Origin of the sequence: Thalassospira sp., assembly GCF_040218635.1 — a bacterium.
GTDB lineage: Bacteria > Pseudomonadota > Alphaproteobacteria > Rhodospirillales > Thalassospiraceae > Thalassospira.
Genome location: NZ_JAVJRB010000012.1, coordinates 979,188 through 1,004,361, shown reverse-complemented (window position 1 = coordinate 1,004,361; position 25,174 = coordinate 979,188). Strand labels below are relative to the sequence as shown.

23 protein-coding genes are annotated in these 25,174 nt (G+C 52.7%); 11 read left to right on the top strand and 12 right to left on the bottom strand.

Annotated elements, in window-relative coordinates:
- Positions 1-167 precede the first annotated feature (167 nt).
- Together RIC05_RS18625 and RIC05_RS18620 are read left to right on the top strand one after the other, a co-directional pair.
- Positions 168-1,112: a LysR family transcriptional regulator gene (locus RIC05_RS18625; RefSeq protein ID WP_350046028.1), complete on the top strand. Its 945-nt coding sequence runs from the start codon at positions 168-170 to the stop codon at positions 1,110-1,112.
- Positions 1,113-1,222: 110 nt separating this feature from the next.
- Positions 1,223-1,909 carry a GntR family transcriptional regulator gene (locus RIC05_RS18620; protein WP_350046027.1) on the top strand — a complete coding sequence of 229 codons (687 nt, stop codon included), beginning with the start codon at positions 1,223-1,225 and terminating at the stop codon, positions 1,907-1,909.
- Here the strand turns inward: RIC05_RS18620 and RIC05_RS18615 are convergent.
- The 4 genes from RIC05_RS18615 to RIC05_RS18600 all read right to left on the bottom strand — a co-directional run bounded on the left by RIC05_RS18615 (position 1,906) and on the right by RIC05_RS18600 (position 5,283).
- On the bottom strand, positions 1,906-2,358 hold the full coding sequence (locus tag RIC05_RS18615) for a type II 3-dehydroquinate dehydratase (protein ID WP_350044420.1): 453 nt from the start codon (positions 2,356-2,358) through the stop codon (positions 1,906-1,908). The genes RIC05_RS18620 and RIC05_RS18615 overlap by 4 nt on opposite strands.
- Before the next feature lie 9 nt (positions 2,359-2,367).
- Positions 2,368-3,669, bottom strand: coding sequence for a TRAP transporter large permease (locus tag RIC05_RS18610; RefSeq protein ID WP_350046026.1), 1,302 nt, complete (start codon positions 3,667-3,669; stop codon positions 2,368-2,370).
- Positions 3,666-4,205, bottom strand: coding sequence for a TRAP transporter small permease (locus RIC05_RS18605; RefSeq protein ID WP_350046025.1), 540 nt, complete (start codon positions 4,203-4,205; stop codon positions 3,666-3,668). Before RIC05_RS18605 ends, RIC05_RS18610 begins: the two co-directional genes overlap by 4 nt.
- Before the next feature lie 76 nt (positions 4,206-4,281).
- Complete coding sequence (locus RIC05_RS18600) at positions 4,282-5,283, bottom strand: sialic acid TRAP transporter substrate-binding protein SiaP (RefSeq protein WP_350046024.1); 1,002 nt, start codon at positions 5,281-5,283, stop codon at positions 4,282-4,284.
- 214 nt (positions 5,284-5,497) lie between these two features.
- Between RIC05_RS18600 and moaD the strand changes: the two genes are divergently transcribed.
- On the top strand, positions 5,498-5,749 hold the full coding sequence (moaD, locus tag RIC05_RS18595; protein WP_350046023.1) for a molybdopterin converting factor subunit 1: 252 nt from the start codon (positions 5,498-5,500) through the stop codon (positions 5,747-5,749).
- 78 nt (positions 5,750-5,827) lie between these two features.
- On the opposite strand, the gene choV is transcribed toward moaD, so the two are convergent.
- The 3 genes from choV to RIC05_RS18580 form a co-directional block, all read right to left on the bottom strand.
- Entirely contained in the window at positions 5,828-7,024 is a 1,197-nt protein-coding gene (gene choV / locus RIC05_RS18590; RefSeq protein WP_350046022.1) for a choline ABC transporter ATP-binding protein, read from the bottom strand.
- A gap of 2 nt (positions 7,025-7,026) precedes the next feature.
- Positions 7,027-7,875, bottom strand: a complete 849-nt coding sequence (gene choW, locus RIC05_RS18585) for a choline ABC transporter permease subunit (RefSeq protein ID WP_350044414.1) — start codon at positions 7,873-7,875, stop codon at positions 7,027-7,029.
- Positions 7,876-7,999: 124 nt separating this feature from the next.
- Complete coding sequence (locus tag RIC05_RS18580) at positions 8,000-8,959, bottom strand: choline ABC transporter substrate-binding protein (protein WP_350046021.1); 960 nt, start codon at positions 8,957-8,959, stop codon at positions 8,000-8,002.
- A 376-nt stretch (positions 8,960-9,335) separates the two neighbouring features.
- Here RIC05_RS18580 and betI point away from each other — a divergent pair, with 376 nt between their 5' ends.
- From betI to RIC05_RS18555, 5 genes are all read left to right on the top strand, one after another.
- Positions 9,336-9,926 (top strand): choline-binding transcriptional repressor BetI, encoded by a 591-nt coding sequence (gene betI / locus RIC05_RS18575; RefSeq protein ID WP_350044410.1) that lies wholly within the window; start codon positions 9,336-9,338, stop codon positions 9,924-9,926.
- 64 nt (positions 9,927-9,990) lie between these two features.
- Positions 9,991-11,448 carry a betaine-aldehyde dehydrogenase gene (betB, locus tag RIC05_RS18570; protein WP_350046020.1) on the top strand — a complete coding sequence of 486 codons (1,458 nt, stop codon included), beginning with the start codon at positions 9,991-9,993 and terminating at the stop codon, positions 11,446-11,448.
- 62 nt (positions 11,449-11,510) lie between these two features.
- Positions 11,511-13,196: a choline dehydrogenase gene (gene betA, locus RIC05_RS18565; RefSeq protein WP_350046019.1), complete on the top strand. Its 1,686-nt coding sequence runs from the start codon at positions 11,511-11,513 to the stop codon at positions 13,194-13,196.
- Positions 13,197-13,357: 161 nt separating this feature from the next.
- Complete coding sequence (locus RIC05_RS18560; protein ID WP_350046018.1) at positions 13,358-14,950, top strand: L-serine ammonia-lyase, iron-sulfur-dependent, subunit alpha; 1,593 nt, start codon at positions 13,358-13,360, stop codon at positions 14,948-14,950.
- Positions 14,951-15,177: 227 nt separating this feature from the next.
- Positions 15,178-16,494 carry an NAD(P)/FAD-dependent oxidoreductase gene (locus RIC05_RS18555; RefSeq protein ID WP_350046017.1) on the top strand — a complete coding sequence of 439 codons (1,317 nt, stop codon included), beginning with the start codon at positions 15,178-15,180 and terminating at the stop codon, positions 16,492-16,494.
- A gap of 10 nt (positions 16,495-16,504) precedes the next feature.
- Here the strand turns inward: RIC05_RS18555 and RIC05_RS18550 are convergent, their stop codons facing one another.
- The 5 genes from RIC05_RS18550 to RIC05_RS18530 all read right to left on the bottom strand — a co-directional run bounded on the left by RIC05_RS18550 (position 16,505) and on the right by RIC05_RS18530 (position 21,281).
- Entirely contained in the window at positions 16,505-17,209 is a 705-nt protein-coding gene (locus RIC05_RS18550) for a cysteine hydrolase family protein (protein ID WP_350046016.1), read from the bottom strand.
- Positions 17,210-17,417: 208 nt separating this feature from the next.
- Positions 17,418-17,786, bottom strand: coding sequence for a nuclear transport factor 2 family protein (locus RIC05_RS18545; RefSeq protein ID WP_350046015.1), 369 nt, complete (start codon positions 17,784-17,786; stop codon positions 17,418-17,420).
- A gap of 86 nt (positions 17,787-17,872) precedes the next feature.
- Positions 17,873-18,358 (bottom strand): group III truncated hemoglobin, encoded by a 486-nt coding sequence (locus RIC05_RS18540; protein WP_350046014.1) that lies wholly within the window; start codon positions 18,356-18,358, stop codon positions 17,873-17,875.
- Positions 18,359-18,443: 85 nt separating this feature from the next.
- Positions 18,444-19,793: an NAD(P)/FAD-dependent oxidoreductase gene (locus RIC05_RS18535; protein WP_350046013.1), complete on the bottom strand. Its 1,350-nt coding sequence runs from the start codon at positions 19,791-19,793 to the stop codon at positions 18,444-18,446.
- Between the two features lie 117 nt (positions 19,794-19,910).
- Positions 19,911-21,281, bottom strand: coding sequence for an aspartate aminotransferase family protein (locus RIC05_RS18530; protein WP_350046012.1), 1,371 nt, complete (start codon positions 21,279-21,281; stop codon positions 19,911-19,913).
- Positions 21,282-21,597: 316 nt separating this feature from the next.
- Here RIC05_RS18530 and RIC05_RS18525 point away from each other — a divergent pair, with 316 nt between their 5' ends.
- The 3 genes from RIC05_RS18525 to RIC05_RS18515 all read left to right on the top strand — a co-directional run bounded on the left by RIC05_RS18525 (position 21,598) and on the right by RIC05_RS18515 (position 25,171).
- Positions 21,598-22,980, top strand: coding sequence for a glutamine synthetase family protein (locus RIC05_RS18525; protein WP_350046011.1), 1,383 nt, complete (start codon positions 21,598-21,600; stop codon positions 22,978-22,980).
- A 41-nt stretch (positions 22,981-23,021) separates the two neighbouring features.
- Entirely contained in the window at positions 23,022-23,570 is a 549-nt protein-coding gene (locus RIC05_RS18520; RefSeq protein ID WP_350043202.1) for a cupin domain-containing protein, read from the top strand.
- Between the two features lie 95 nt (positions 23,571-23,665).
- Positions 23,666-25,171, top strand: coding sequence for an aldehyde dehydrogenase (locus RIC05_RS18515; RefSeq protein WP_350046010.1), 1,506 nt, complete (start codon positions 23,666-23,668; stop codon positions 25,169-25,171).
- The last annotated feature ends 3 nt before the right edge of the window (positions 25,172-25,174 follow it).

Below are 25,174 nucleotides of genomic sequence, written 5' to 3'. Positions count from 1 at the left end.
TCCCGTTATTATGCTCCGGCAATGCCGTGCGCGGTTATTTGGCCGTTTGAATTTATCTTGACGCTATTCCACCCCAGACTTGCACATAGCGCAAATAGATAAGTAGAATAGATCTCATAGCCAAAAGCTATGCGGTCGTTTTTTAACGGGTTTCGGTGGGGATTTCGATGAATGAATTAATGCGGCGGCAGTTTGACTGGAACCTGTTGCACACCTTTACCGTGATCGTCGAAGAACGGTCGATCACCGGGGCAGCCAACCGGTTGTTGCTGCGTCAACCCAGTGTCAGTAACGCCTTGAAACGGCTTGAAGATCAGATCGGTGCGCGCTTGATCGACCGTGAACGTGGCCGGTTTGAAGTCACCGAACAGGGGCAGGCGCTTTATCACGAATGTCGGGAGATTTGCGGGGCCATCGGGCGATTATCCGATGTGATGTCAGATAGCGGCAGCCAATTGACCGGGCATCTCCATTTGTGGTTGGCCAGTCACGTTGTTTTCCCACCACTTGATGATGGTTTGTTTGAATTTAACCGTCTGCATCCCGAAGTGACCTATGAAATCAATGTCGCGACATCGGGTCATGTCACCGATCAGGTTTTATCCCAGCAGGCCAGTTTTGGCATTTGTCTGGTGCGCGAACAGCATCCCAAACTGGAATATCGCCGTCTGTACCGCGAACATTTCGGGTTCTTCTGTGGGCCAACTCATCATTTGTTTGGGCAAAAAGACCTGACATTGGCGGACCTTCGAAGCGAAGCATTCGTATCCTTTTCCACCGATCAGCTTTCCGATGCATTGGCCCCGGTTGCGATTTTGCGCGCGCAAGAAGGCATGAAAGGCAAAGTGGTTGCCGTTAGCCCGCATCTTGAAGAAGTGCGGCGTCTGATCAATGCCGGGCTTGGGATCGGGCCATTGCCGATCCATGTGGTGCAAAATGCGACAGAGCGTGGGCAGTTATGGCGTCTGCCGCCTTATGTCGATCCACCGGCAATCGATATTTATCTTGTGACCAATCCGCGTATGTCGCTGAGCCGGGCGGAGCGTTTCTTTATCGATAACCTGACCGCCCGGTTGGCAAACGCGCCTGAGGGGTATTTTATCTATCCTTAATGCCAAAACCGAAAAAATTCTTCTGTTTGCGATTTTGCCTTATATTTTCGATAATATATTGTAAAGTGCGCAAATGTTGTAATTGAATTGGTTCAGAGACCTTAATCCGCATGAAACACAAGTCATTTTTCGTCGCCTCAGAGAACGAAACCGTTGGTGAAGTTGCCTGTCGGAATATTCGTGCCGATATCATCCGCGGAAAATTAAAGCCTGGTCAAAAACTGAAACTGGAAAAGCTGAAGGCCGATTACGGTGTGGCGGTACCAACCTTGCGCGAAATCCTTAGCCGGCTTGCGGCAGAAGAATTTGTAATTGCCGAAGGGCAGCGTGGTTTTGAAGTGACCAGCGTATCAGAAGCGGGGCTTCGCGATATTGCTGCCTTGCGTCTTTTGCTTGAAACCCATGCCTTGCGTCAATCCATCGCCACGGGGGATCTTCAGTGGGAAGCCCGGGTTGTGTCTTCGCACTACATGCTCAAGGTTGTTGAAAACAAGCTGATTGAAGGCGACATGAGCCAGGTGGAAGACTGGGTGCAGCAAGATTGGGAATTCCATCATGCAACCATTTCGGCCTGTGCATCCCCGGCAATGATGGCGGCGCATTCAACGGTGTTTGACCGGTTTTTACGCTATCACATGCTTGTTCTTGATTTTCGGGGGAAACCGGCGGCCGATGAGCACGCGCAACTGCGCGATCTTGTCATCGCACGAGATGCCGAGGCCGCGGTGGCGCTTTTGACCAGTCATGTCCAAAGCGGTTTGAACCACGTCCTCGGCACCGGAAAAATCCCTGCTTAGGCAGGGACACTTTCCGCTTCTTTGATCATTTCCTTAAGAACCTGAACGGCTGTCGGATAGCCGCGCGCGCCCAGTCCTGCGATCACTGCGGTCACAACGCCTGACATCAACGAGTTGTGATACATCGGTTCGCGCCGATGAATATTGGTGATGTGTAACTCGATCGCCGGGGCAGGAAACATTTTCAAGGCATCCATGATGGCCATGGATGTGAAGGTATAAGCGGCCGGGTTAAACACAAGCCCGGCTGCTTCGTCGCTTGCTTCATGCAGCCAGTCGATCAATTGGGTTTCCGAATTGCTTTGGCGAAATTCAAGCGGGGTATCGCCAGCAGCAGCGCGGCACATTTTTTCAACATCTGCAAGGGTCGTGCGGCCATAGATTTCCGGCTCGCGACGGCCAAGACGGTTCAGGTTCGGTCCGTTCAGGACATATATAGGCTTTGACATGGGGTCCTCTTAACCTTTGTAACCGAATACTCTGGGCAGCCAGAGTGCGATGTCGGGCACCAGTGTAAACAACAGCAATGCAACAAGCATCGCGATCAAAAACGGGAAAACTTCGCTGGCGATTTCGCGCAATGGACGCTTGGAAATTGCCGTCATGACGAATAACAACAGCCCGTAAGGCGGGGTGATCAGGCCGATCATGATGTTGATCACGCAGACCACGCCAAAATGCACCAGATCAATGCCAAGCATGTTTGCTGTTGGAATAAAGACAGGCACGATTACCAACAGAATGGTGGTGCCTTCCAACAGGCAGCCAAGCACAAGTAGAATGACATTGACCATCAAAAGGAACGCCACGGGTGACAGGTCAAATCCGCCCAGCCATACGCTGAGGATCGACGGGATGTTTTCAACGGTCACGACATAGTTAAAGACCATTGCCCCGGCGATCAGCATGCCAATCGATGTTGTCGTGCGCGCACTAGATAACAGCGAGTTATAAAGCGCGCTGAAACTGACGCTGCGATACAGGAGTGTGGAAACAAGCAAGGCATAAAGGGCTGCGATGGCAGCAGCTTCGGTCGGTGTGGTCACACCCCCGTAAATACCCCCCAACAACACAACAGGCATCAGAAGTGCCGGAAATGCATTCAGGGTAACTTTGGGCAGTTCACGCAGCGGAACCGGGGCTTCTACCGGGAAGTTGCGGCGACGTGCCGAAAAGACGATATATCCGGCCTGAAACAGGCCCATGATGATGCCCGGAACAACACCCGCCAAAAACAGATAGCCGATAGAGGCATCTGATACGAGCGCATAGACTACCATCGGGATGGACGGCGGGATGATCGGGCCAATCACAGCCGATGCAGCCGTCAGGGCAGCAGCGAAAGCGGGCGGATATTTGCCGTCTTCGGTCATCATGCGTTGCATCATCTTGCCCGTGCCAGCAGCATCGGCAATTGCCGAGCCGGACATACCTGCAAAAATGATGCTTTGAACTACATTGACCAAAGCCAGACCGCCGGGGAAACGCCCGACAACAGCGTTGCAGAAGCCAAGCAAGCGCATTGTCATGGTGCCGGAATTCATCAGTTCGGCAGCCAAAATGAACAACGGAACCGCAAGCAGGATATAGCTTGAAAACATGCCGTTCAGAAGCTGTTCGGACGCCGTACCCATATCCAGCCCGGATACCAGCAAGTATAGGATGGATGACGTAATCATTGCGTGCCCGATGGGCAAGCCAAGAAGGCTTAGACAAACAATCGAGACAACGCACAGCGTGAAAGGATCAACAAAGCTCATGGGCGGGTATCCGTGTCAGAGTGATCCAGAACGCGTTCGTGCAAACTATCGGAAAGCGGATCTTTGCCCCGGATTGCTGTGATAATAATCCATGTGTAACGGACCAAGATTGCCACGGCGAAAATCACATAGATTGAGAAAAGCCAGTCAAACCGGATGTCGAGATATGACGTGTCCTGAATTTTCATGAAGGTCACGAAATCCCACGTCGCCGGAAGCGACACCCCGTAAAGAAACAGCAGGGCGGTTGCGGCCATTATGGTCATGACACGGCGGACTTTTGCCGGTACCGCGCTATAGACAATATCAAAACGGATTTCGTCATTTTCACGCAGGACAAATGCCGCCCCCCACAGGACGATCCAAAGCCACATGATGATTGTGAGTTCCGAGGCGCCGCCAATCGGGAAGTTCAGTAAATAGCGAAATGCCACCTGAACGATGAATGCGCCGAACATTACCGCAAGCATCAGGGCTGCGATGTTCTCGGCCCGGCGATGAAGCCAGGAGCCGATCTGTCTGATCTTGTTCGTCATGTATTGTGACCCAGTCTGCGCGCGCAGGGTTTGGGCCCTGCGCGCGGTGTTATCTTGACGTCATAAGAGACGGTGCTTAAAGCGCATTGATGCGTTCAAGCATTCCTTCTGGCCAATCTTTCGAAAGGTCCGATTCAAGATACATCTTCTGGGCGTGTGCACGGAAGGCAGCAACATCCGGCGTATAGATTTCAAGGCCTTGTTCCTTGAAGAAGTCCGCCAGTTTCTGTTCGCGTGCAAGATGCTGTTCCTGACTCCAGTTAATGGCGTCATCGGCTGCTTTCTGGAAGGCAGCCTGTTCGTCAGCGCTCAGGCCATCCCAGACCTTGGATGAAACAACCAGCATGTCATAGGCAACAAGGTGCGAGGTCAATGCGATCTGCTTCATGACTTCATAGAACTTCATGTTCTCGACGTTTGGAAGCGGATTGTCCTGACCATCAATCGCACCGGTCTGAAGGCCGGTATAGACTTCTGCATATGCCATCGGTGTCGGGTTGGCGCCAAGTGCCTTGCCAAGGAACTGCCAGGCATCGCCGCCGGGCATACGCAATTTGATGTCTGCCATATCTTCAGGCGTGTTGATCTTCTGATCCGTACGCAGGCCGACCTGACGTGTGCCAAAATAGGTTGGGCCGAGAATATGAATGCCCAGCTGGTCTTCGGCCAGTGCCTTCATTTCCTTGCCGGCATCGCTTTTGAAGAATGTCCGCATGTGATCGCCATCTCGGAACAAATAGGCCGAGCTCAGGATCGAGAAAGCCGGAACCTGTGTTGCGATGTCCTGCGGTGAGACGTTGCCCATTTCAAGGTTTCCACGCTGGATCGCGAGGATCTCGGTGGTTTGCTTGAACAGGTTGCCGCCGTAATACAGCTCGACATTATAAGTGTCGCCAAGATCCGCAGCGAACTTCTTCATCATGTCTGCCCGGATGTCCTGTTCCGAGAAAACAGCCGAAAAACGAAGATTGGTTTTATCAGCGGCAGTTGCCGGATTGCCAAAACCAAGCAGTGCGACGGTGCCAATTGCGGCAAGTCCTGTTGCCAGAACTGACCGGCGGGTGAAGGTGCGTGTCATCTGATGCCTCCCTAGATGCTTTGTTTGTAAGACACTATCACTTTTGTAAGGTGATTTTCATTATATATGCGAAATTTGGGGGTGCTGCAAGGTTGAAACCGGCAAGCAGGCAATTGCCGCCGGTTATGTGTGCCTAAGCGCGATCAGGACTTGTGCGATCACTATGATTGCGCAACGATGCGCAAACAGATGAATTCGAAGTGCGGAAGAACAAATGAAACTGGTCTATTTTTCGTGGGTCAAAGACCGCATCGGCATGGCCGAGGAAACTGTCGAATTGCCCGATGATGTCAAAACCGTTGCCGACTTTTTGGCATGGATGCCCGGACGCGGGGCGAATTTCGCCGCTGCATTGGCGGACCCCGCCATCATTCGGGTTGCCGTCGATCAGGAATATGCGACGGCAGAAACCATCGTTGTGGGTGCCAGTGAAGTGGCACTGTTTCCACCGGTGACCGGCGGGTAACGTTTATCGGTATTTCCCATAGAAGAAGGGCGGCCCATGAAGGAGCCGCCCTTTATTTAATACAGTGATGATTTGAAATCAGTCGGCGATGCTTGCCGTCTGTGTCAGGCTGTCAAAGAATTCCTTGCGACCCAAGGTGCCCGAAATTTTGCCATCACGTGTCAGAATGACCGGGTTTTGCGTGATTGAGCGCATATCAATCAAATCTTTGAGCAACACATCATCCTGAGCGACAAAGACAACTGAATTGTCGGTCCCGTCGAACTCGGCAGGAAGCGTGCCATCATATTGGATCAGCGTAAGGGCGCCGTCTTTGCCGCCGGTTGCGGATTGGACAACACCATCTTTAACCGTGATGTGCATGTCGTGATCATCAAGCGCAATATCACCGGAACTGGTGCGTTCTTCCTTGGTGACGCTGTGCATGATTGCACGACCACGCAGGATGTGGACCGGGTTCATATGGGCGACAAAATCGGCAACATATTCATTGGCCGGACGTAATGCGATGTCTTCCGGGGTGCCGTGCTGCACAACATAGCCGCCTTCCATGATCGCAATCGAATTGCCAAGTTTCATGGCTTCATCGAGATCATGGCTGACAAACAGGATGGTTTTGTTCAGCTTTTCCTGAAGATCGAGCAACTCGTCCTGCAGGCGGTTACGGATCAATGGATCAAGGGCCGAAAACGGCTCGTCCATCAGAAGTATCGGCGCATCGGTCGCAAAGGCGCGGGCAAGGCCAACACGCTGCTGCATGCCACCAGACAGTTCATGGGCGTATTTGTCTGCCCATTGATCAAGCCCGACAAGAGCAAGCTTTTCCTGGACCACGTCGCGGCGTTCTTTGGGATCCATGCCGCGAAGCTCAAGACCAAAGCCGACATTCTCGGCAACAGTTCGCCAGGGCAAAAGGCCAAATTGCTGAAAGACCATGGCAACGCATTCACGGCGCAATTTGCGAAGGGTCGGGCCATCACATTTGGTGACGTCTTCCATCCAGTCGCCATCACGCACACGAAGTGCTCCGCGTGAAACGGTATTCAGACGATTCACACAGCGCAAAAGCGATGATTTTCCAGACCCTGAAAGTCCCATCAGAACGCAAATTTCACCTTGCGGGACATTTAAGCTGACACCGGCAACGCCAAGAACATTGTTGTTGGCTTTGGCGATTTCTGCACGGGTCTTTCCGGCATCCAGAAGGGCCAGTGATTCTTCCTGACGATTGCCGAAGATGACGTCGATATTTTCAAATTCAATTGCATTGGTCATGTTCACTGCCCCGACTTTTCTTTGGCGTCACGGCGGCAAATGCGATCAAGCACAATGGCCAAAATCACAATCGCAAGGCCGGCTTCGAACCCTTGGGCGATGTTCACGGTATTAAGCGCACGTACAACAGGTTTTCCAAGACCGTCCGCACCGACAAGGGCAGCAATCACCACCATCGAAAGCGACAACATGATGCATTGGGTGAGGCCAGCCATAATCGATGGCATGGCGGACGGAAGTTCGACCTTGAACAACAACTGGCGTGGCGTGCAGCCGAAACTTTCACCGGCTTCAAGCAATGCTTTGGGTGTTCCTGAAATGCCCAGATGGGTCAGGCGGATCGGCGCAGCAATTGCAAAGATCACGGTTGAAATCAAACCGGGAACGACGCCCAGACCAAACAGGATCAGGGTCGGGATCAGATAGACAAATGTCGGGATGGTCTGCATCAAATCAAGGACCGGTCGCATGGCCTGATACAGCCAGGGGCGGTGGGCCGACGCAACACCAAGGGGCACACCAATGACCATGCAAAACAGCGATGCATAGATCACAAGGGCCAGCGTTTCCATGGTTTCTTCCCAGTAGCCTAGATTAACAATCAAAAGCAGGGAAAGAATGGTAAAGGCCGACAATTTCCATGATTTATGGAGGACAGCAGCCAGGACGCCAAAACCGGCAACAATCAAAAGTGGCGGGAGCCACACCAGAAAATCAATGGTGTTTTCAATAACGAACTCAAGAACATCCGAGATGGTATAGAAAACGAAATCGGCATGTTCGTTAAGGGCATCCATGAGGGACGCTATCCACTGTCCCAGCGGAATCTTTGTTTCCGTGAGCCATTCCATGGGGAAAATCCGTTCATTTATAAATAAGATAAAAACGCGATACGCCCGCGCGGAGCCCGATATCGGGGCGCGGGCGTATCGGTATGATCACAAATGCGGGCGGGGCCCGCTTATTTGCGTAAGCTTACAGGCCAAGGCCGCTTTTCAGCGCTGCCTTTGCATCGCCACCGTCAAAGGTGGTAACACCGTCAAGCCATGCATATGCCGCATCCGGGTTGGCTTTGATCCAGGCTGATGCTGCTTCTGCAGGATCGGTACCTTCGTTCAGGATCGCATCCATGATTTCGTTTTCCATGGCAAGGCTGAAGCCGAGATTGGTGACGAATTTACCGGCATTCGGGCAGTCATCGGTGTAACCGGCACGCAGGTTGGTGTGAACCGTTGCACCGCCAAAGTTCGGGCCAAACACGTCATCGCCACCATCAAGATAGGCCATATCGTATTTTGCATTCATCGGGTGCGGTTCCCAGCCAAGGAAGACGATGAACTGATCGCGTGAAGATTTACGCTTCACTTCCGAGAGCATGCCCTGTTCGGAGGATTCAACAAGTTCAAAGCCGCCCAGGCCGAACTGATCGCTATCGATCATGTCCTGAATCAGACGGTTGCCATCGTTGCCCGGCTCAATGCCGTAAATTTCGCCATCAAGCTGATCTTTGAATTTGGCGATGTCAGCGAAATCTTTCAGGCCTGCATCAAAGGCATTCTTGGAAACGGCAAGGGTGTATTTCGCACCTTCAAGGTTCGCACCGGTGCTGACAACCGTTCCTTTGTCGAGATATGGCTTGATGTCGGCTGCCATGGTCGGCATCCAGTTGCCAAGGAACACGTCAACATCGCCGTTGGCAAGGCTGGTATAGGTCACAGGAACCGACAGAAGTTCGGTTTCTGCATTATAGCCCAATGCGTCAAGAATAACCGATGCGGTTGCCGTGGTTGCCGTGATGTCGGTCCAGCCAACATCAGAGAACGTTACGGTTTTGCAGGCATCGCTGTCGGCTGCCTTGGCGCTTGCGGCACCCAGAAGGGTGGTGGCAATGATGGTGCTGCCAAGAAGACGGCCGAACGTGGAAAGAGTGGTCATGTTTCTGGTTCTCCCTTGTGTGGATCTAAACGTTACTGATGACCACCCAAAGGTGGTCACGAGAAGCTATCAGTTCCGGAGGCCAGACGAACATCAACGCAAGATCGTTGTCGCTAACACTCGTCCAGAGCCACGCAATCAGGTTCCCCAGAACCTGTCGCATGGACCGGAATAATCACAAAAACAACCGCAAAGCTGCGCAACAGGGCTTACCCCCGTAATCCGTGCGCCGCGTCTGGCGGTCTTTTTATTGATTGATTGTTCAATTAAAGTACATCATATTCTCGATACGTCAATTAAGAAGGGTTAAAAAGTGCGTTGTTGTTCATCGTAGCGGCGCCAAACCCCTTGGAACGTTCTGAATTGGATTGCTCTGATGCCTAAAGTTGGTATGCAGCCTGTTCGCCGCAGGCAGTTAATCGACGCTACGATTGAAACCATTCACCGCCACGGATTTGCTGATACGACGATTGCGCGTATCTCGAAGGCGGCGGGGATGTCGTCGGGCATTATTTCGCATTATTTCGGCGGTAAAAACGCATTGCTTGAAGCCACCATGCGCTTCCTGATGCAGGAATTGCGCAATGATTATTTGTTGCGCCTTGGCACGGCAAAGACGCCGATGGACCGCCTGGAAGCAATTGTGAACACGAATTTTAACAAAGAACAATTTACCCCACAGGTCACGGTGGCGTGGTTGTCCTTTTGGGCGCAAGTGCCGTTTTCAGAGGCACTGAGCCGCATTAACGAGATCTATTTCAAACGACTGGCGTCCAATCTGCGTCATGAGCTGCGTCAACTGACAACCGATCAGTGTGCAGACGAAATTTCGGCCGCAATGGCGGCAATGATTGATGGCATCTGGGTGCGTTCCGGCCTTTCTGCCGGACGATCTGATGTCAAAGCCGCGCGGGAAATGGTGCTTGGTACGATGCGCCTTTATCTGGCGAATTCGCCCGCCCGCTGAGTGATACGTCACGTGTTTAAGATCACGGTCGCCCGACATCGAGGCGGCCCGCAGGAGTTTTGATATGAGCCTTTACCAAATTCAGAATTTCATCAATGGCAAGAAAACCAAAGGTTCGGGTGCTGCGATGGTGACGCTGAACCCCGCGACCAACACGGTTCTGGCCAAGGGCAATGAAAGCACGGCATCTGATGTTGATGCAGCTGTTAAGGCCGCGCGCGCCGGGTTTGAAATCTGGAAAAATACACCTGCGGCACAGCGTGCCCGTGTGTTGTTCAAGGCGGCCCAGATCCTGCGCGATCGTAATGATGAACTTGCACTGGTTGAAACACGCGATACCGGGCGTGCCATTCAGGAAACCGAAATTGTCGATGTGATTTCCGGTGTGGAATGTCTGGAATATTTTGCAGGTGTTGCCGGCAGTCTGGCGGGCGAGCATATCGATCTTGCCGGGAATTTTGCCTATACCCGCCGCGAAGCCGTTGGCGTTTGTGCCGCCATTGGGGCATGGAACTATCCAATCCAGATCGCCTGTTGGAAAGCGGCCCCGGCATTGGCATGTGGCAATGCGGTTGTCTATAAACCATCCGAAGTGACCCCGTTATCGGCCATCGCACTTGCCGAGGCGCTTCAGGAAGCAGGTCTTCCGGACGGTGTTTACAACGTTGTTCAGGGCGCGCGCGAATGTGGTGCGGCCCTTGTTGATCATGATGATGTCGATAAGGTTTCGCTGACCGGATCGGCCGCCACCGGTGCCAAGGTTGCAGCCGCGGCCGCGGGCGGCATGAAGGCCGTTACCATGGAGCTTGGCGGCAAATCACCGATGATCGTTTTTGAAGATGCCAATCTTGATAACGCGGTTTCGGGTGCTCAGATGGCGAACTTCTATTCATCGGGGCAGATTTGTTCGAACGGCACACGTGTCTTTGTTCATGAAAGCGTTGCCGATGCCTTCATCGAAAAACTGATTGCACGTTCCAAGGACCTTGTTCTGGGTGATCCGGAAAAACCGGAAACCCAGGTCGGCCCGATTGTGACCAAAGCGCAGTTCGATCAGGTGATGTCCTATATCGAAGCCGGTAAGAAAGAAGGCGCAAAATGCGTTCTTGGCGGTTATGCCGTAACCGATGGCATGCCGGAAGGCGGTCTGTTTATTGCCCCGACGATCTTTGCCGGGTGTTCCGATGACATGACGATTGTGCGTGAAGAAATCTTTGGCCCGGTGATGTCGGTTCTGACCTTCACCGATGAAGACGAAGTCATCAAACGCGCCAATGACACACAATATGGTCTGGCGGCAGGGGTCTTTACCAAGGATCTGTCGCGCGGGCACCGTGTTGTTGCACGGCTTGAAGCCGGGACGTGCTGGATCAATACCTACAACATTACCCCGATTGAAATGCCGTTTGGCGGTGTGAAAAAATCCGGTGTCGGTCGTGAGAATGGCCGGGCGGCGATTGAACATTATACCCGCATCAAATCGGTCTATGTCGAAACCGGCGATGTCGAGGCGCCTTACTAATCGCGCATCACAGATCAGTAACGGGCTGCCCACACAGCATTAAGAAAACCAAGGGATCAGACATGACGACCCCAAAGACGACCGAAAAATATGATTACGTGATTGTCGGTTCCGGTTCGGCCGGCGCTGTTTTGGCCAATCGTTTGTCAGAAGACCGCGATGTTAAGGTATTGGTCCTTGAAGCCGGGCCAGTCGATCATTGGTGGGATTGGCGTATTCATATGCCAACGGCACTTTCCTATCCGATGCAGTCGGAAACCTATAACTGGGCCTATTGGACAACACCGCAAACCAACCTGAACAATCGCCGGTTGGAAACTCCGCGCGGGCGTGTTTCGGGTGGGTCAAGTTCGATCAATGGCATGGCATATGTCCGTGGGCACGCGCTTGATTACAATCGTTGGGCGGAAGAAGATGCAAGTCTGAAAGAATGGGATTATGCGCGGTGCCTGCCATATTTCCGCAAGGCCGATACCCGCAACGAAGACACCGATGGCGATGAATATCATGGCGGTGACGGTCCGCTGCATGTGACGACCGGTGCGTGCGAAAACGACCTGCATAAAGCATGGATGGCCGCAGGCGTTCAAGCCGGTTACACCCATACAGAAGATCAGAACGGCTATCGCCAAGAAGGTCTGGGGACCATGGATATGACGGTCTATAAAGGCCGTCGTTGGTCAACCGCACAGGCCTATCTTCATCCGGCGGCAAAACGTGACAACGTCACGGTTTACAATAAAGCATTTGCACAACGCATTGTTTTTGATGGTAAACGTGCGATTGGCGTTGATTTCACCCATGAAGGTGAGACCAAGCGTGCTTTGGTTGATCGCGAAGTCATTCTTTCGGCCGGTTCAATCAATTCGCCGAAACTTTTGATGTTGTCAGGTGTCGGTCCGGCGGCGCATTTGCGCGAACACGGCATTGATGTTGTTCATGATCTTCCCGGTGTTGGTGAAAACCTTCAGGATCATCTGGAGCTTTATGTTCAGATGGAATGCACCAAACCGGTTAGTCTGAACAGCAAACTTGATTGGTGGAGCAAACTTAAGATCGGTGTGCAGTGGTATCTGTTTAAAACCGGTCTTGGTGCGACCAACCATTTTGAAGCTGGTGGTTTTATCCGGTCGAAAGCCGGTGTTAAACACCCGGACCTGCAATATCATTTCATGCCAGCCGCCATTAACTATAATGGATCAAAAGCCGCTGAAGGCGATGGCTTCCAGGCCCATATCGGTCCGATGCGGTCAAAGTCGCGTGGGACAGTGCGTTTGGCATCCGCCGATCCCAAGGATCGTCCGATCATTGATCCGAACTATATGAGCCACCCGGAAGACTGGGAAGAAATGCGCGCATCGGTGCGCCTGACCCGCGAAATATTTGGTCAGGAAGCATTTGCTGATCTGCGCGGCAGTGAAATCGCACCGGGTAAAGATATCCAGACCGACGCGCAGATTGACGCATGGGTCGCAGATCACGCCGAAAGTGCTTATCACCCGTCATGCTCGTGCAAGATGGGTAGTGACGAGATGTCCGTGGTCGATGCACAAACCCGGGTGCATGGCATCGAAGGCCTGCGCGTTGTGGACAGTTCGATCATGCCAACGATTGCGACCGGCAACCTGAATGCGCCAACGATCATGATTGGTGAAAAGGCTGCGGACATCATTCGCGGGCGGCAGCCGTTGGCGCCGTCAAATGCACCGTTCTTTGTGCATCCTGAATGGGAAACCAAGCAGCGTTAAGCGATCGCATCACCAAAACTGAGACTGAAAACCCCGATTGGCCATCAAGCTGATCGGGGGTTTTTCTTTTGGATGATTGCAATCATCCAGAAGGCAGGTGATGATCACGGCATATTGTATGCAATTCCCGCAACATACATCGCAACCTGTGAAGTGCCGCCATGCAAGAAATCAGCCTGCTTAATTCCGTGATTGGTCCCGTCATGCGCGGACCATCAAGTTCGCACTGTGCAGCACCCTATATGATGGCAAAGCTTGTGCGTGAACTTTCCTGTTCAAACGGGGAAACCTTGCAAAACGCGGTGGTGCGGTTTGATCCGCGCGGGTCTTTTGCGCCGTGCTACAAGGCGCAAAGTTCGGACGAAAATTTTGCTGCCGGGCTTGCCGGTGCAAAGCTGACCGATGCGGATTACCGTGAAATTCTTGGTCGAGTTGAACGCGGCGAGGGATTTCGTTTCGCAATCGAAGTCACCGAACTTGATAACAATAATCACCCCAACCGGGTTGATATTGAACTCAGCGTTTTGACTTTGGATGGCGAAACACGAACCGACCTTTATACCGGTGCCTCGGTTGGTGGCGGGATGTATTACATCGACAGCATGAATGGCGAGGCGCTGTTTCTCACCGGGAAAACGGCAACAGTGTTTGTCTGGGGAACAGATGCAATTGCCAATGCCGATCAGATCGCAGCGGACCTGGCAACGGGTGAAAACAGCGTTCTGGATGTGTCGCATGATCCTGATCACGACAGGATCGAGATATCCCTGCAATCCTTGCCCGATGTGAAGGCATTTAGCGAACTTCGGACCCGCTATGGCATTGCCAATCTGCGCTACGGCGGTGCATCGCAATATCCGGTCTGTGCGACAGATGATTTGTTTTCTACCAGTGAAGCCGTGATTGCGGTTGCCGATGGACAAGAAGGCGGATCAATTGCCGATGCGGCACTGGTGTTGGAAGCCAAACGCCTTGGCCTGTCACGCGAAGCCACCCGTGTATTGTTCCGCGAACGGTGTGAATTGATGTTGCGCGTGGTCGCCGAAGGGTTCGATGCCAAACCCGAAGACAATGTGATGCGGTTTTTGACCTTGCGGGCGCGCAAAGTCCGCGATGCGAATTTGCCAAGCGGGCTGGGTGGTCCGGTATTGCAGGATGCCATGGCAGGTGCCTTATCGGCGATGGAGCGCGATTCAAATCGCGGCTTGGTGTGTGCCGCCCCGACGGCAGGCAGTGCAGGGGTCGTTCCCGGAACGCTTTATGGCCTGATCCGGCATGGCATTGATATCGAAGGGGCGACAGATGCGTTGCAGGTCATGGCGTTGATCGGGGCAGTTTTTGCGGCCCGTGGGACTTTTGCGGCGGAATGTGGTGGCTGTTCGGTTGAAACCGGGGCATCGGCGGCGATGGCGGCGGCAGGGGTTGCGCAGGCATATGGCGGGGATGCCAAGCAATGCTTTGATGCGGCCAGCATGTGTTTGATGAACACCCTTGGTCTGGTTTGTGATCCGGTGGGCGGGGATGTTGAAATCCCGTGTCATGCGCGCAATGTTGCGGGGGTGTCACATGCCTTTTCATCGGCAATGGCAATTTTGGCCGGGTTTGATGCGGTTCTGGGCTATGACGAACTGGTCGATCAGACAGTGAAAATCGGTGCATTGATGCATCCCGATTTGCGCTGTACGGCCCGTGGGGGGTGTGCTGCGACCAAAACCGCCCTTCGCATGGTCGAGGCTGTGACCAAATCTGCGTAAGATTCTGATTTTTATTCGCCGATTAGGGTAAATCGGGGGGTAGGTCAGGCTTGCACGTATCGTGGTTTAGGCATGGCTTTGCGCAATCCTTTTTCCTTGATCCGATCTGTTTTGGCATAATCGGTGAAATGCGCGTGAAGTTGCCTGAAAAGCGCAGTTTTACCTTGATAGATGGTCCTGTTTGGGCAGGATGGGCCATAACCACCAACCAAAAATGAGGCCTCCTTGTGTTTACCCCGAATTTGCTGACTGCCAATGACACGGCCGGGGCATATCCTGCGTCCTATTACGCAGCAACTGCCAATGCGACCGAACCGTTTGCCAAGCTTCAAGGGGACCAAACCTGCGACATTGTTGTCATCGGGGGCGGCTTTACCGGGTTGTCATCTGCTTTGCATCTGGCGGAACGCGGATTTAACGTCATTTTGCTTGAAGCCCATCGGGTTGGTTGGGGGGCGTCTGGCCGTAATGGCGGGCAGGTCGGATCAGGTCAGCGCCGTGAACAGGATGATCTGGAAAAGATGGTTGGGTGCGATGATGCCAAAAAACTTTGGGACATTGCCGAGCAATCCAAAGACATCGTCAAATCCCTGATCGCCAAGCATGACATTGATTGCGATTGGAAACCGGGCATTTTACATGCGGATCATCGCGCGCGGTTTGTGCCTGATACCCATGCCTATAGCGAAAAGTTGCGCGACGAATACGGATATCAGGATATCCGCAATGTTGATCGCGACGAAATGCACGAAATGCTGGGCACGACGTTCTATCACGGCGGGTCGCTTGATATGGGGGCGGGGCATATTCATCCGCTTAATTTCGCCCTTGGAATTGCAAACGCCGCACGCGCCGCCGGGGCCCGGATTTTTGAAGATGCTGTTGTTAGCTCTTATGAAAATCAGACGGGCAAGGTTACGGTCAAGACCAAGGATGGCGCGGTTGTTAGCGCTAACAAATTGATCCTTGGCTGCAACGGGTATCTTGACGGGTTGGAAGATCGGGTGGCCAAACGGGTCATGCCGATCAATAATTTCATCGTTGCGACCGAACCGCTTGGCGATGATCTGGCGCGTGACCTGATCCGCGATGATGTGGCGGTCGCGGATTCAAAGTTCGTGATCAACTATTACCGGTTAAGTGCCGATAAACGCATGCTGTTTGGTGGCGGGGAGACCTATGGATATAATTTCCCCAAAGACATCAAATCGTTTGTGTCACCACACATGATTGAAGTCTATCCGCAGCTGAAAGACGTCAAGATTGATTATGGTTGGGGCGGGACACTTGCGATTACGATGAACCGTATGCCGTTCTTCCGTAAGATCGAAGATAATATCTTTACCGCAACCGGCTATTCCGGGCACGGCGTTGCCATGGCAACCTTGGCCGGGCAAATCATGGCCGATGCGGTTGCCGGAACGATGGAACGGTTTGATGTGATGTCGAACCTGAAAATCCCGGTCTTCCCGGGCGGTAAAGCATTGCGCTTCCCGCTTTTGGTCGCAGCAATGGTTTGGTATTCGATCCGCGACCGGCTTTAGGGCCTTAATCCTATGCCGGTTCGGTTTGTTTGGCGGTCCTGTCTGAAACCGCATCGCCGGGTTTTTCTTCAATTCCGTCTTTTGCCCCAAGGGCGATCAGGCGGGATTTTGTTTTGCGCCAGCTATGCGGATTGTGGGCCAGGGTGGTTGCGTCACTGAACGATACATCATAACCGCGATCAAGGGCGGCCTTTATGGTGGCGTTGACACAAAAATCACCGTCCAGTCCGACAATGATCAATTTGCCAACATGATGCCGGTCGAGAACCCGGGGTAATTCGGGTTCATGAAAGGCGTCTGCACGCGATTTAACGATGTCGTGGTCAATATCGCCATCAATCCGGGCATCAATGTCGAGCCCCTTTGATTTCGGGCAGCCGCGTCCTTCATTCAGCAATTTCACAAGAAAGTTGATGTACCAGCCCGCAAATGTCTGTCGGATCGAAATGACCGGATAGCCATTGGTATTGGCGGTTTCAACAAGTTTGTTGATGGCCAAAATGCCATTTGTCATCGCATCGGCGGGATAGGTATGCTTTGCACTGTCCGATGTGAAATCGTCTTGCAGGTCAATCAGCAGAAGGGCGGTGTTTGGACGCGATGCTGGATCAATTTTCGGGCCGGAGCTGATGGCCAGGTGGTGGCGATGTCCGTACAGAGTATAGGCAATCAGTGCAGCCAGCAAAATGGCGGCGACAAGGATCGCAGACCACATCGTTACTTTCTCCGTTTGTGTCTTAATCCGAAATGGGTACAGACCCTAAGCAAAACCGATAATGCACAGATTGATGGATTTTCTTATGGGTTTCAATGCCGTAATACCCCCAAAAAGGATGTCTTGGGCTGAAAACATTATAAGACCATTGTTGTCATGCGTCGCCAAGTTGCATCAACTCTTTACGTTCCAGGACTTAAAGAAGGCATCACGAAGGGGCTGAACGGCCTTCTGGCACGTAATGAGGCAGGTTCCAGCCGAAATAGACTTCGACCGAAGTAACACGGCCATCGCGGATGGTCAGAATTTCGGTATTTCTGAAACGACGGCCCGTATTGGCGCCCCCTTCATAGGTGACAAAAACGTCATCCCCGTTCGCAACGAGATGGACAAGGTCGAACCGGTCAATCTGTTGATGATTTGGCCAGCAGCATTCGAAATAGGCGTTTCGATCCAGTTGGTTGTCGAGCGGGCTGCTAAAGCGGAAATCATCGGAAACCAGATGTTCAATCGCATCACGGTCCGAATTTTCATAAGCCTGAAAATAGCGCTGGGCAATGGCAAGTGTGTCAGACATTGGAACACCTTCCGTTTGATACATCGTGCAATCAAGGGCACGGTATCAAAACTGATTGCAAAATGCAACCGGTGTGATTTTGCCTGTTATTCAGGTGTCCAGTTGGCAACCGGGTCATAGCGTTCGCCCTTTGACAGGATCACGCCGTTATGGGCGGCAATGCCGATTTCAAAGCTTGAAGCAATGCGAAGGGCGCGTTCCATGAAATGTCTGGCGGCGGGTTCTTCGCAATATTCCGACAGTGTTTGCGCAAAAAGCTGCAACCAGCGGTCAAAATGGTGACGGGTGATTTTAAGCGGCATGTGCTTTTGCATCGGGCGGCCGTCATAATTGCCGGTTGCCAGCGCAACCGATGACCAGAACATCACCATGCGATCCAGATGGGTGTCCCAGTTTTCGACTTTTTCATCAAATACCGGGCCAAGCAAATCATCATCACGGACCTTGGCATAAAAGCCATGGACGATGTTTTTGATCATGTCCTGATCAATCCCGGTATCGTCCTTGATACGACGGGTTGCAATTTCGCGGCGTTCCTTGATTTCGGCAAGGGTCGGCTGTTTGTCGGACATGATGGTAAACCTGTAATGCGCTCAGGGTGTCACAGCATTAATGCATGATGCTGTGGTTGGACATGACATATGTCACTTTTGCCCGTTACGCAAACCGATCACGCAATCCGTAATAGCGATAGGCAACTGACCGTGCCACACGGCGAAGCGCGGGCATGGGGAATTTGTCCATCGGTGTGGTTAAAACCGATCCAAGATCGTCCTCGCCAACCGTGCCCAACATGCGTTGGGCCAAAAGTTTCCCACCCATGCTTGCCAAGGCAACCCCGTTGCCATGCCATGCAAGGGCCGTCCACACGTCGCGGTGCCCCGGAACACGACCGATATAGGGACGCCAACTTTGCGACAGGCAGGCAAGGCCATTCCAGTGATGGGTGAAATCGATATCGCGCCATGCCGGGAACATGCGGTTGAAATTATCCAGAAGATCGCGTTTCCCGGCCTCAAAGGCAGCAGGGGTCGCGGTTATGCCGCCGCGTCCGCCAAACAGGAACCGGTTATCCGGAAGTTTGCGGAAATAATGCAGTAAAATGCGGCTGTCAAAAGCCATCAGGTCACTGGTCCAGCCCTGTGCGGACAGTTCATCATCGCGCATCGGGCGGGTAACAAGGATGCCGGAAAACACCGGCATCAAACGCCCGCCAATCCAGTCGGGCAAGTTTTCCGAACTATACCCATTGGTGGCAATCACGATCTTACCTGCTGATATCCGGGTATCCCCGGCATGGAGTAGATAGTGATCGCCGTTTTCGGAAAAGCGGTCGATTTTTGCCTGTTCGAATATTCGAACACCTGCTGCAGTACATTGGGCATGAAGCCCGACAAGGTATTTCATCGGGTTTAAGCCAAAGCCCGCCTTTACATGCAATCCGCCATAGGTCTCGTTGGCATGTAATCCGCGCTCGATCAGGGCGTCGCGGTCTAAAAACGTGCTTTTGATGTTGGTGTAATGGGCAAGCTCATCTGCTTCGTGGTGCAATTCACGAATGCGGTTGGGTTTGTGTGCCAGTATCACTTCGCCGTCTGAATGGCGGTCGGCATCAATGTTCCAATCCGCCAGGCGGTTTTCAACAAGATCAATCGCGTCATGTTGAATGCGTGCGAATTGTTTGACCGCATCATCGCCAAACTTTTTCGCCAGATACCCGTAATCTTTGCCGCTGCCGCCCATGCAGCAAAAACCACCATTGCGCCCCGATGCACCCCAACCGCTGCGCCCGGCATCAAAGACCGCAACATCGGCCCCGTTTTGCGCCAATTCCAGTGCTGCAGACAGCCCGGAATATCCGCCACCAATGATCGCGATATCGGCCTTAAGGGTGCCTTCCATTGGTAGTTTTTCGCAATCGGGCAGGGTGGGGACACTATCGGCCCAGTAACTGTTGGGCAGGGTTTCGGTTTGATAGGCCAGGGGTTGATAGATGCGTTTGAGCATGAAGATCTCTTTGGGCGAGAAGGTGGGGGCGCAGGGTTCAGTCGGGGTTAGATAAAAATACCCGGCAATGATAGCTCATGCCGGGTATTTCGGTAAGTCATTGTAATCAGATGGTGATTACATTTTTCCGATTTTCTTGGCGGTATCATCAAGTGCCGCACGGAGCCGTTTAACCAACTCGTCGACTTCATCTTTGCTGATGCAAAGCGGTGGCGAGAGAACCATACGGTCCCCACAAGCCCGCGAGATTACGCCATTTGCCACACAGGCATCGCGGCAGATGGTGCCGACGGTTCCCGGTTTTTCAAACGGTTTGCGGGTTTTCTTGTCATCGGTCAGCGGAAGTCCGGCAATCAAGCCGACGGTTTCAACAGCGCCGACCAGCGGATGGTCTTCAAGGGTTTTAAGCGCCTTGCCGAAATAAGGGCCGATATCGTCATGCACACGTTCGACCATTTTTTCTTCGCGCAGGATGCGGATATTTTCCAGTGCCACTGCCGCACATGCCGGGTGACCGGAATAGGTGAAGCCGTGGGTGAATTCACCGCACTGATTGATCAGAACGTCTGCAACGCGATCACCAACCATGACAGCAGAGATCGGAAGATACCCGGACGACATGCCCTTTGCCATCGGCATCAGGTCCGGCTTGATGTCAAAGGTGTCACAACCGAACCATTCACCGGTACGGCCAAAGCCACAGATGACTTCATCGGCAATCAGAAGAATGTCGTATTTTTTGCAGATACGCTGAATTTCAGGCCAGTAGGTCGATGGCGGAATGATTACGCCACCAGCCCCCTGGATCGGTTCACCGATAAAGGCACCAACGCGGTCTGCACCCAGTTCTTCGATCTTTTCTTCAAGCTTGCGCGCCGCAATCAGGCCGAATTCTTCGGGGGAGTTGTCGCCACCTTCGCCGTACCAGTAAGGCTGATCAATATGGACGACGTCTGGCAGAAGTGGCCCGCCCTGTGCGTGCATTCCGGCCATACCGCCAAGGGATGATCCGGCAACGGTGGATCCATGATAGGCGTTTTTACGGCTGATGATGACGGAACGTTCCGGTGTGCCTTTAAGTTTCCAGTACTGGCGGACCATACGGACAACGGTGTCATTCGCCTCGGACCCGGAATTGGCGTAAAAGACGTGGTTCAGGCCTTCTGGCGTGATTTCGGCAAGAACTTTCGAAAGCTCGATCGCCGGGGTGTTCGCGCACTGGAAGAAGTTGTTGTAATAGGGCAGTTCTTGCATCTGGGCATAGGCCACATCGGCAAGTTCCTTGCGGCCATAGCCGATATTGACGCACCACAGGCCTGCCATGCCATCAAGATAGCGCTTGCCAGTGGAATCTTCGATAAACACGCCCTGTGCACGGGTGATAACCCGCGTGCCGCGGTTATTCAAATCCGCTGTATCTGTGAACGGGTGAATATGGTGTGCCTGATCAATATCCTGCCAATAGGCGGTTTTGTCGAAATTATTCATAACGTCTCCTGACAGCGGTGCTGGTCTGCTTTTGTGCGATATGTTGAACATCTGTTTTTAGTGTTCGTTTTTTTGAACACCTTTGCAAGAGGATTTTTAGCCAAATTTTTTGGCAGTTATTTCTTATTTTTTGTTGTCCAGTGGTTCATGCAGGGTTGGTTTCCCCGGATGGTTGTTTTGCGGGGGTGATTTTATTGCGGTGCATGATTTGCACGATATATCGCACGATAGGGCTTGACCGGGGCATTCCGGCACGGCACTGTTGGGTTCAGGGATAAATCCTAAAATACAAGGCCTTTTCTGGGAGTATAAGACGATGAACAAGTCGTTCGTCGAAGACGGTAGGGCGGTTGCCCAACGATTCTTTGAAGAAAATCCTGATATCGAACTTGTCGAGCTGTTGATCCCAGACGTCAATGGCGTGTTTCGTGGTAAACGAATCAGCAAACAGAAATTCATTAAAAGCTTTCATGAGGGCGTCAATCTTCCGGGGTCCGTATGTCTTGTAGACATCACCGGCGATAACCCGGAAGGCACAGGTCTTCTGTGGTCCAGTGGTGACCAGGACAATATCGCAAAACCGATCCCCGGTACCTTGTGCCGTGTTCCATATGGCGAGCTGCCATTAGCACAGGTAATGATGAGCCTGTATAACCTTGACGGGTCACGCTTTTTTGCCGATCCGCGCAATGTTTTGCAGTCGGTTGTTGATCGCATGAATGCGGATGGTCTTTATCCGACTGTTGCGCTGGAACTTGAATTCTATCTTGCCGATCAGGACCGGGAAACGGCCGTGCCACTGCCTCCGCAGCCGCTTGGCGGCGGGATCGCATCGGATGGTGTGCAGGTTTACGGACTTCAGCAGATCGAAGATTTCGAACGGGTTCTTCATGACGCAGTTGCAGAACTGAACCGTCAGGGCATCCCGGCCGATACCATCGTTGCCGAAGCCGGTCCCGGGCAGTTCGAGATCAATCTGGGCCATGTCGGCGACCCGATGATGGCCGCAGACCATGCCATGCAGCTTAAGCGCGTCGTCAAGGGCATTTCATGGGATCATGGTGTTACCGCGACGTTTATGGCAAAGCCATATTCTGATCAGGCGGGCAATGGTTTGCACGTCCATGTCAGTTTGAGCGATGAAGACGGCAACAACGTCATGTCGCCCAAAGGCGATGAAGAAGTTTCTGATAATCTGCGCTTTGCCATCGGTGGCCTGCAGGAAGCGATGTTTGAAAGCATGGCGATTTTTGCACCGAATCCGAATTCATTCCGCCGGTTCCAGAACAAGGCCTATGCGCCGATGTCGCCAAACTGGGGTTTGAATAACCGTACTGTCGCACTGCGTATCCCGGCTGGCAGCCCGAAGGCTGCAAGGGTTGAGCATCGTGTGTCTGGTGCCGATGCAAACCCGTATCTGGTGTTGGCCTGCGTTTTGGCTGGCGTGCATTATGGCATGAAAAACAAACTTGATCCGGGCGAGCCCACGGTTGGCAACGGTTATGAGCAGCATGGTGGCAAGATTGTCCCGCGCAGCATGATTTCGGCCCTCGACCGGTTTGTCGAAGGCGATATCGTCAAGGAATATCTTGGTGAACAGTTTGTTGAAGTTTTCGATATCTGCCGACGTGCGGAATATGACGAATTCTTCTCCGAGGTCACACAGCTTGAATATCGTTGGTACCTCGATGCGGTATAACCGCACCCAGATAAAAAACGACCAATAGGGAAAAGACGGGAATGTCTCAAAAGGTAGGGGATCGTCTGAAGGCTGTGCGCAGCATGTATGGGCTGTCGCAACGTGAGTTGGCACGTCGTGCTGGCGTCACCAACAGCACCATTTCAACGATCGAACAAAACCGGGTCAGCCCGTCTATTGATAGCCTTGCCAAAGTGTTGGCAGGCATCCCTATGACCATGATTAATTTCTTCACCATTGATCTTGATAACGGTGAAGAAATCTTCTTTAAAAAAGAAGACCTTGTCGAACTTTCTGACGGGACGATGTCAATGCGTCTTGTCGGGGCATCGCGCAAGAATCGTAATTTGCGCGTGCTGCATGAAACCTATCCAGCGGGTGGCGATACCGGCGATAATCTTATTGTCCAGAAGGGCGAAGAAGCTGGTGTTGTCATTCGCGGTAAACTTGAAGTAACGGTGGGTGAGCGGGTCAAGGTTCTTGGCCCCGGTGATGCATACTATTTCAATGCGGAAATTCCGCACCGTTTCCGCAATGTCGGGGATGGTGAATGTGAAACCGTCAGTGCCGCAACACCGCCATCTTACTGATATCTAATTGATCACGTGATCAACCGGGCATCACACCCGAGCAAATATCAAAATCGAACAAAAGACCCAAAGCGCCATCCGTCAGGAGATTTCCGATGACCAATCCGTTGAATTTTGAACAGCTGACCGCACAGGCAAAAGCACTTGATATTCGCAACAAAGCGTTCATCAACGGTGCCTATGTTGATGCCGCATCGGGCAAGACATTTGATTGCATCAGCCCGCGCGACGGTTCTGTTTTGACCAAGGTTGCCGAATGTGACGTTGAAGACGTCAATCGCGCAGTGGCATCGGCACGTGCGGTGTTTGAGAAAGGCAGCTGGTCGGAAGCTTCCCCGGCAAAGCGCAAGGCGGTCTTGCTTCATTTTGCCGATCTTCTGGAAAAGAATGCCGCCGAGCTGGCCCTTCTTGAAAGCCTTGATATGGGTAAGCCGATCACGATGGCAGCCCGCGATGATATCCCGCTTTCTTACAAGTGCATTCGTTGGTACGCCGAAGTGATCGACAAAGTTTATGACGAAATTTCGCCATCGGAGATTAATGCCATTGGCATGATCACCCGCGAGCCGCTTGGTGTGGTTGCTGCTGTGGTGCCATGGAACTTCCCGCTGATGATGGCGGTCTGGAAGCTTGGCCCGGCATTGGCGATGGGCAATTCGATCATCCTCAAGCCTGCGGAACAATCCCCATTAACCGCGCTGCGTGTTGCTGAAATCGCGGTCGAGGCAGGCATTCCCGAAGGTGTCTTGAACGTGATCCCGGGCTTTGGCCCGACGGCGGGCAAGGCGCTTGGTCTGCATGACGATGTTGATTGCATTGCCTTTACCGGGTCTGGCGAAGTCGGCAAGCTGTTCTTGCAATATGCCGGTCTGTCAAACATGAAGCGCGTCTGGCTTGAATGTGGGGGCAAAAGCCCGAACATCGTTCTGGCCGATTGCCCGGATATGGATGCGGCGGCCTCGGCGGCAGCAGGTGGCATTTTCTATAATCAGGGTGAAGTCTGCACCGCAGGATCACGTTTGATTGTCGAAGAAAGCATCAAGGATGAATTCATCGAAAAGGTCATCGCCGAAGGTGCCAAAATGCAGCCGGGTGATCCACTTGATCCGAAAAGCCAGATGGGTGCGATTGTTGATGAAAATCAGATGAACCGCGTTCTGGGCTATATCGAAAAGGGTGCGTCAGAAGGTGGTGTTCTGCGTTCTGGTGGTAAACGTGCGCGTACAGAATCGGGTGGGTATTATGTCGAGCCGACGGTATTTGACGGCATCAAAAATGACATGACGATTGCCAAGGAAGAAATCTTTGGCCCGGTTCTGTCAGTTATTTCGGTCAAGGACTGGAAAGAAGCTGTTCAGACCGCAAATGATACACCATATGGTCTGGCCGCTGCGGTTTGGACGCGCGATATCAACAAGGCCCACATGACCGCAAAGAAACTGCGTTCGGGTCTTGTCTGGGTCAATTGCTGGGACGGTGGATCCATCACCATGCCGTTTGGCGGATACAAGCAGTCCGGTACCGGTCGCGACCGTTCGTTGCATGCGCTTGATAAATATTGTGAAATTAAGTCGACCTGGATTGCACTGGGCGACGCCTGATTT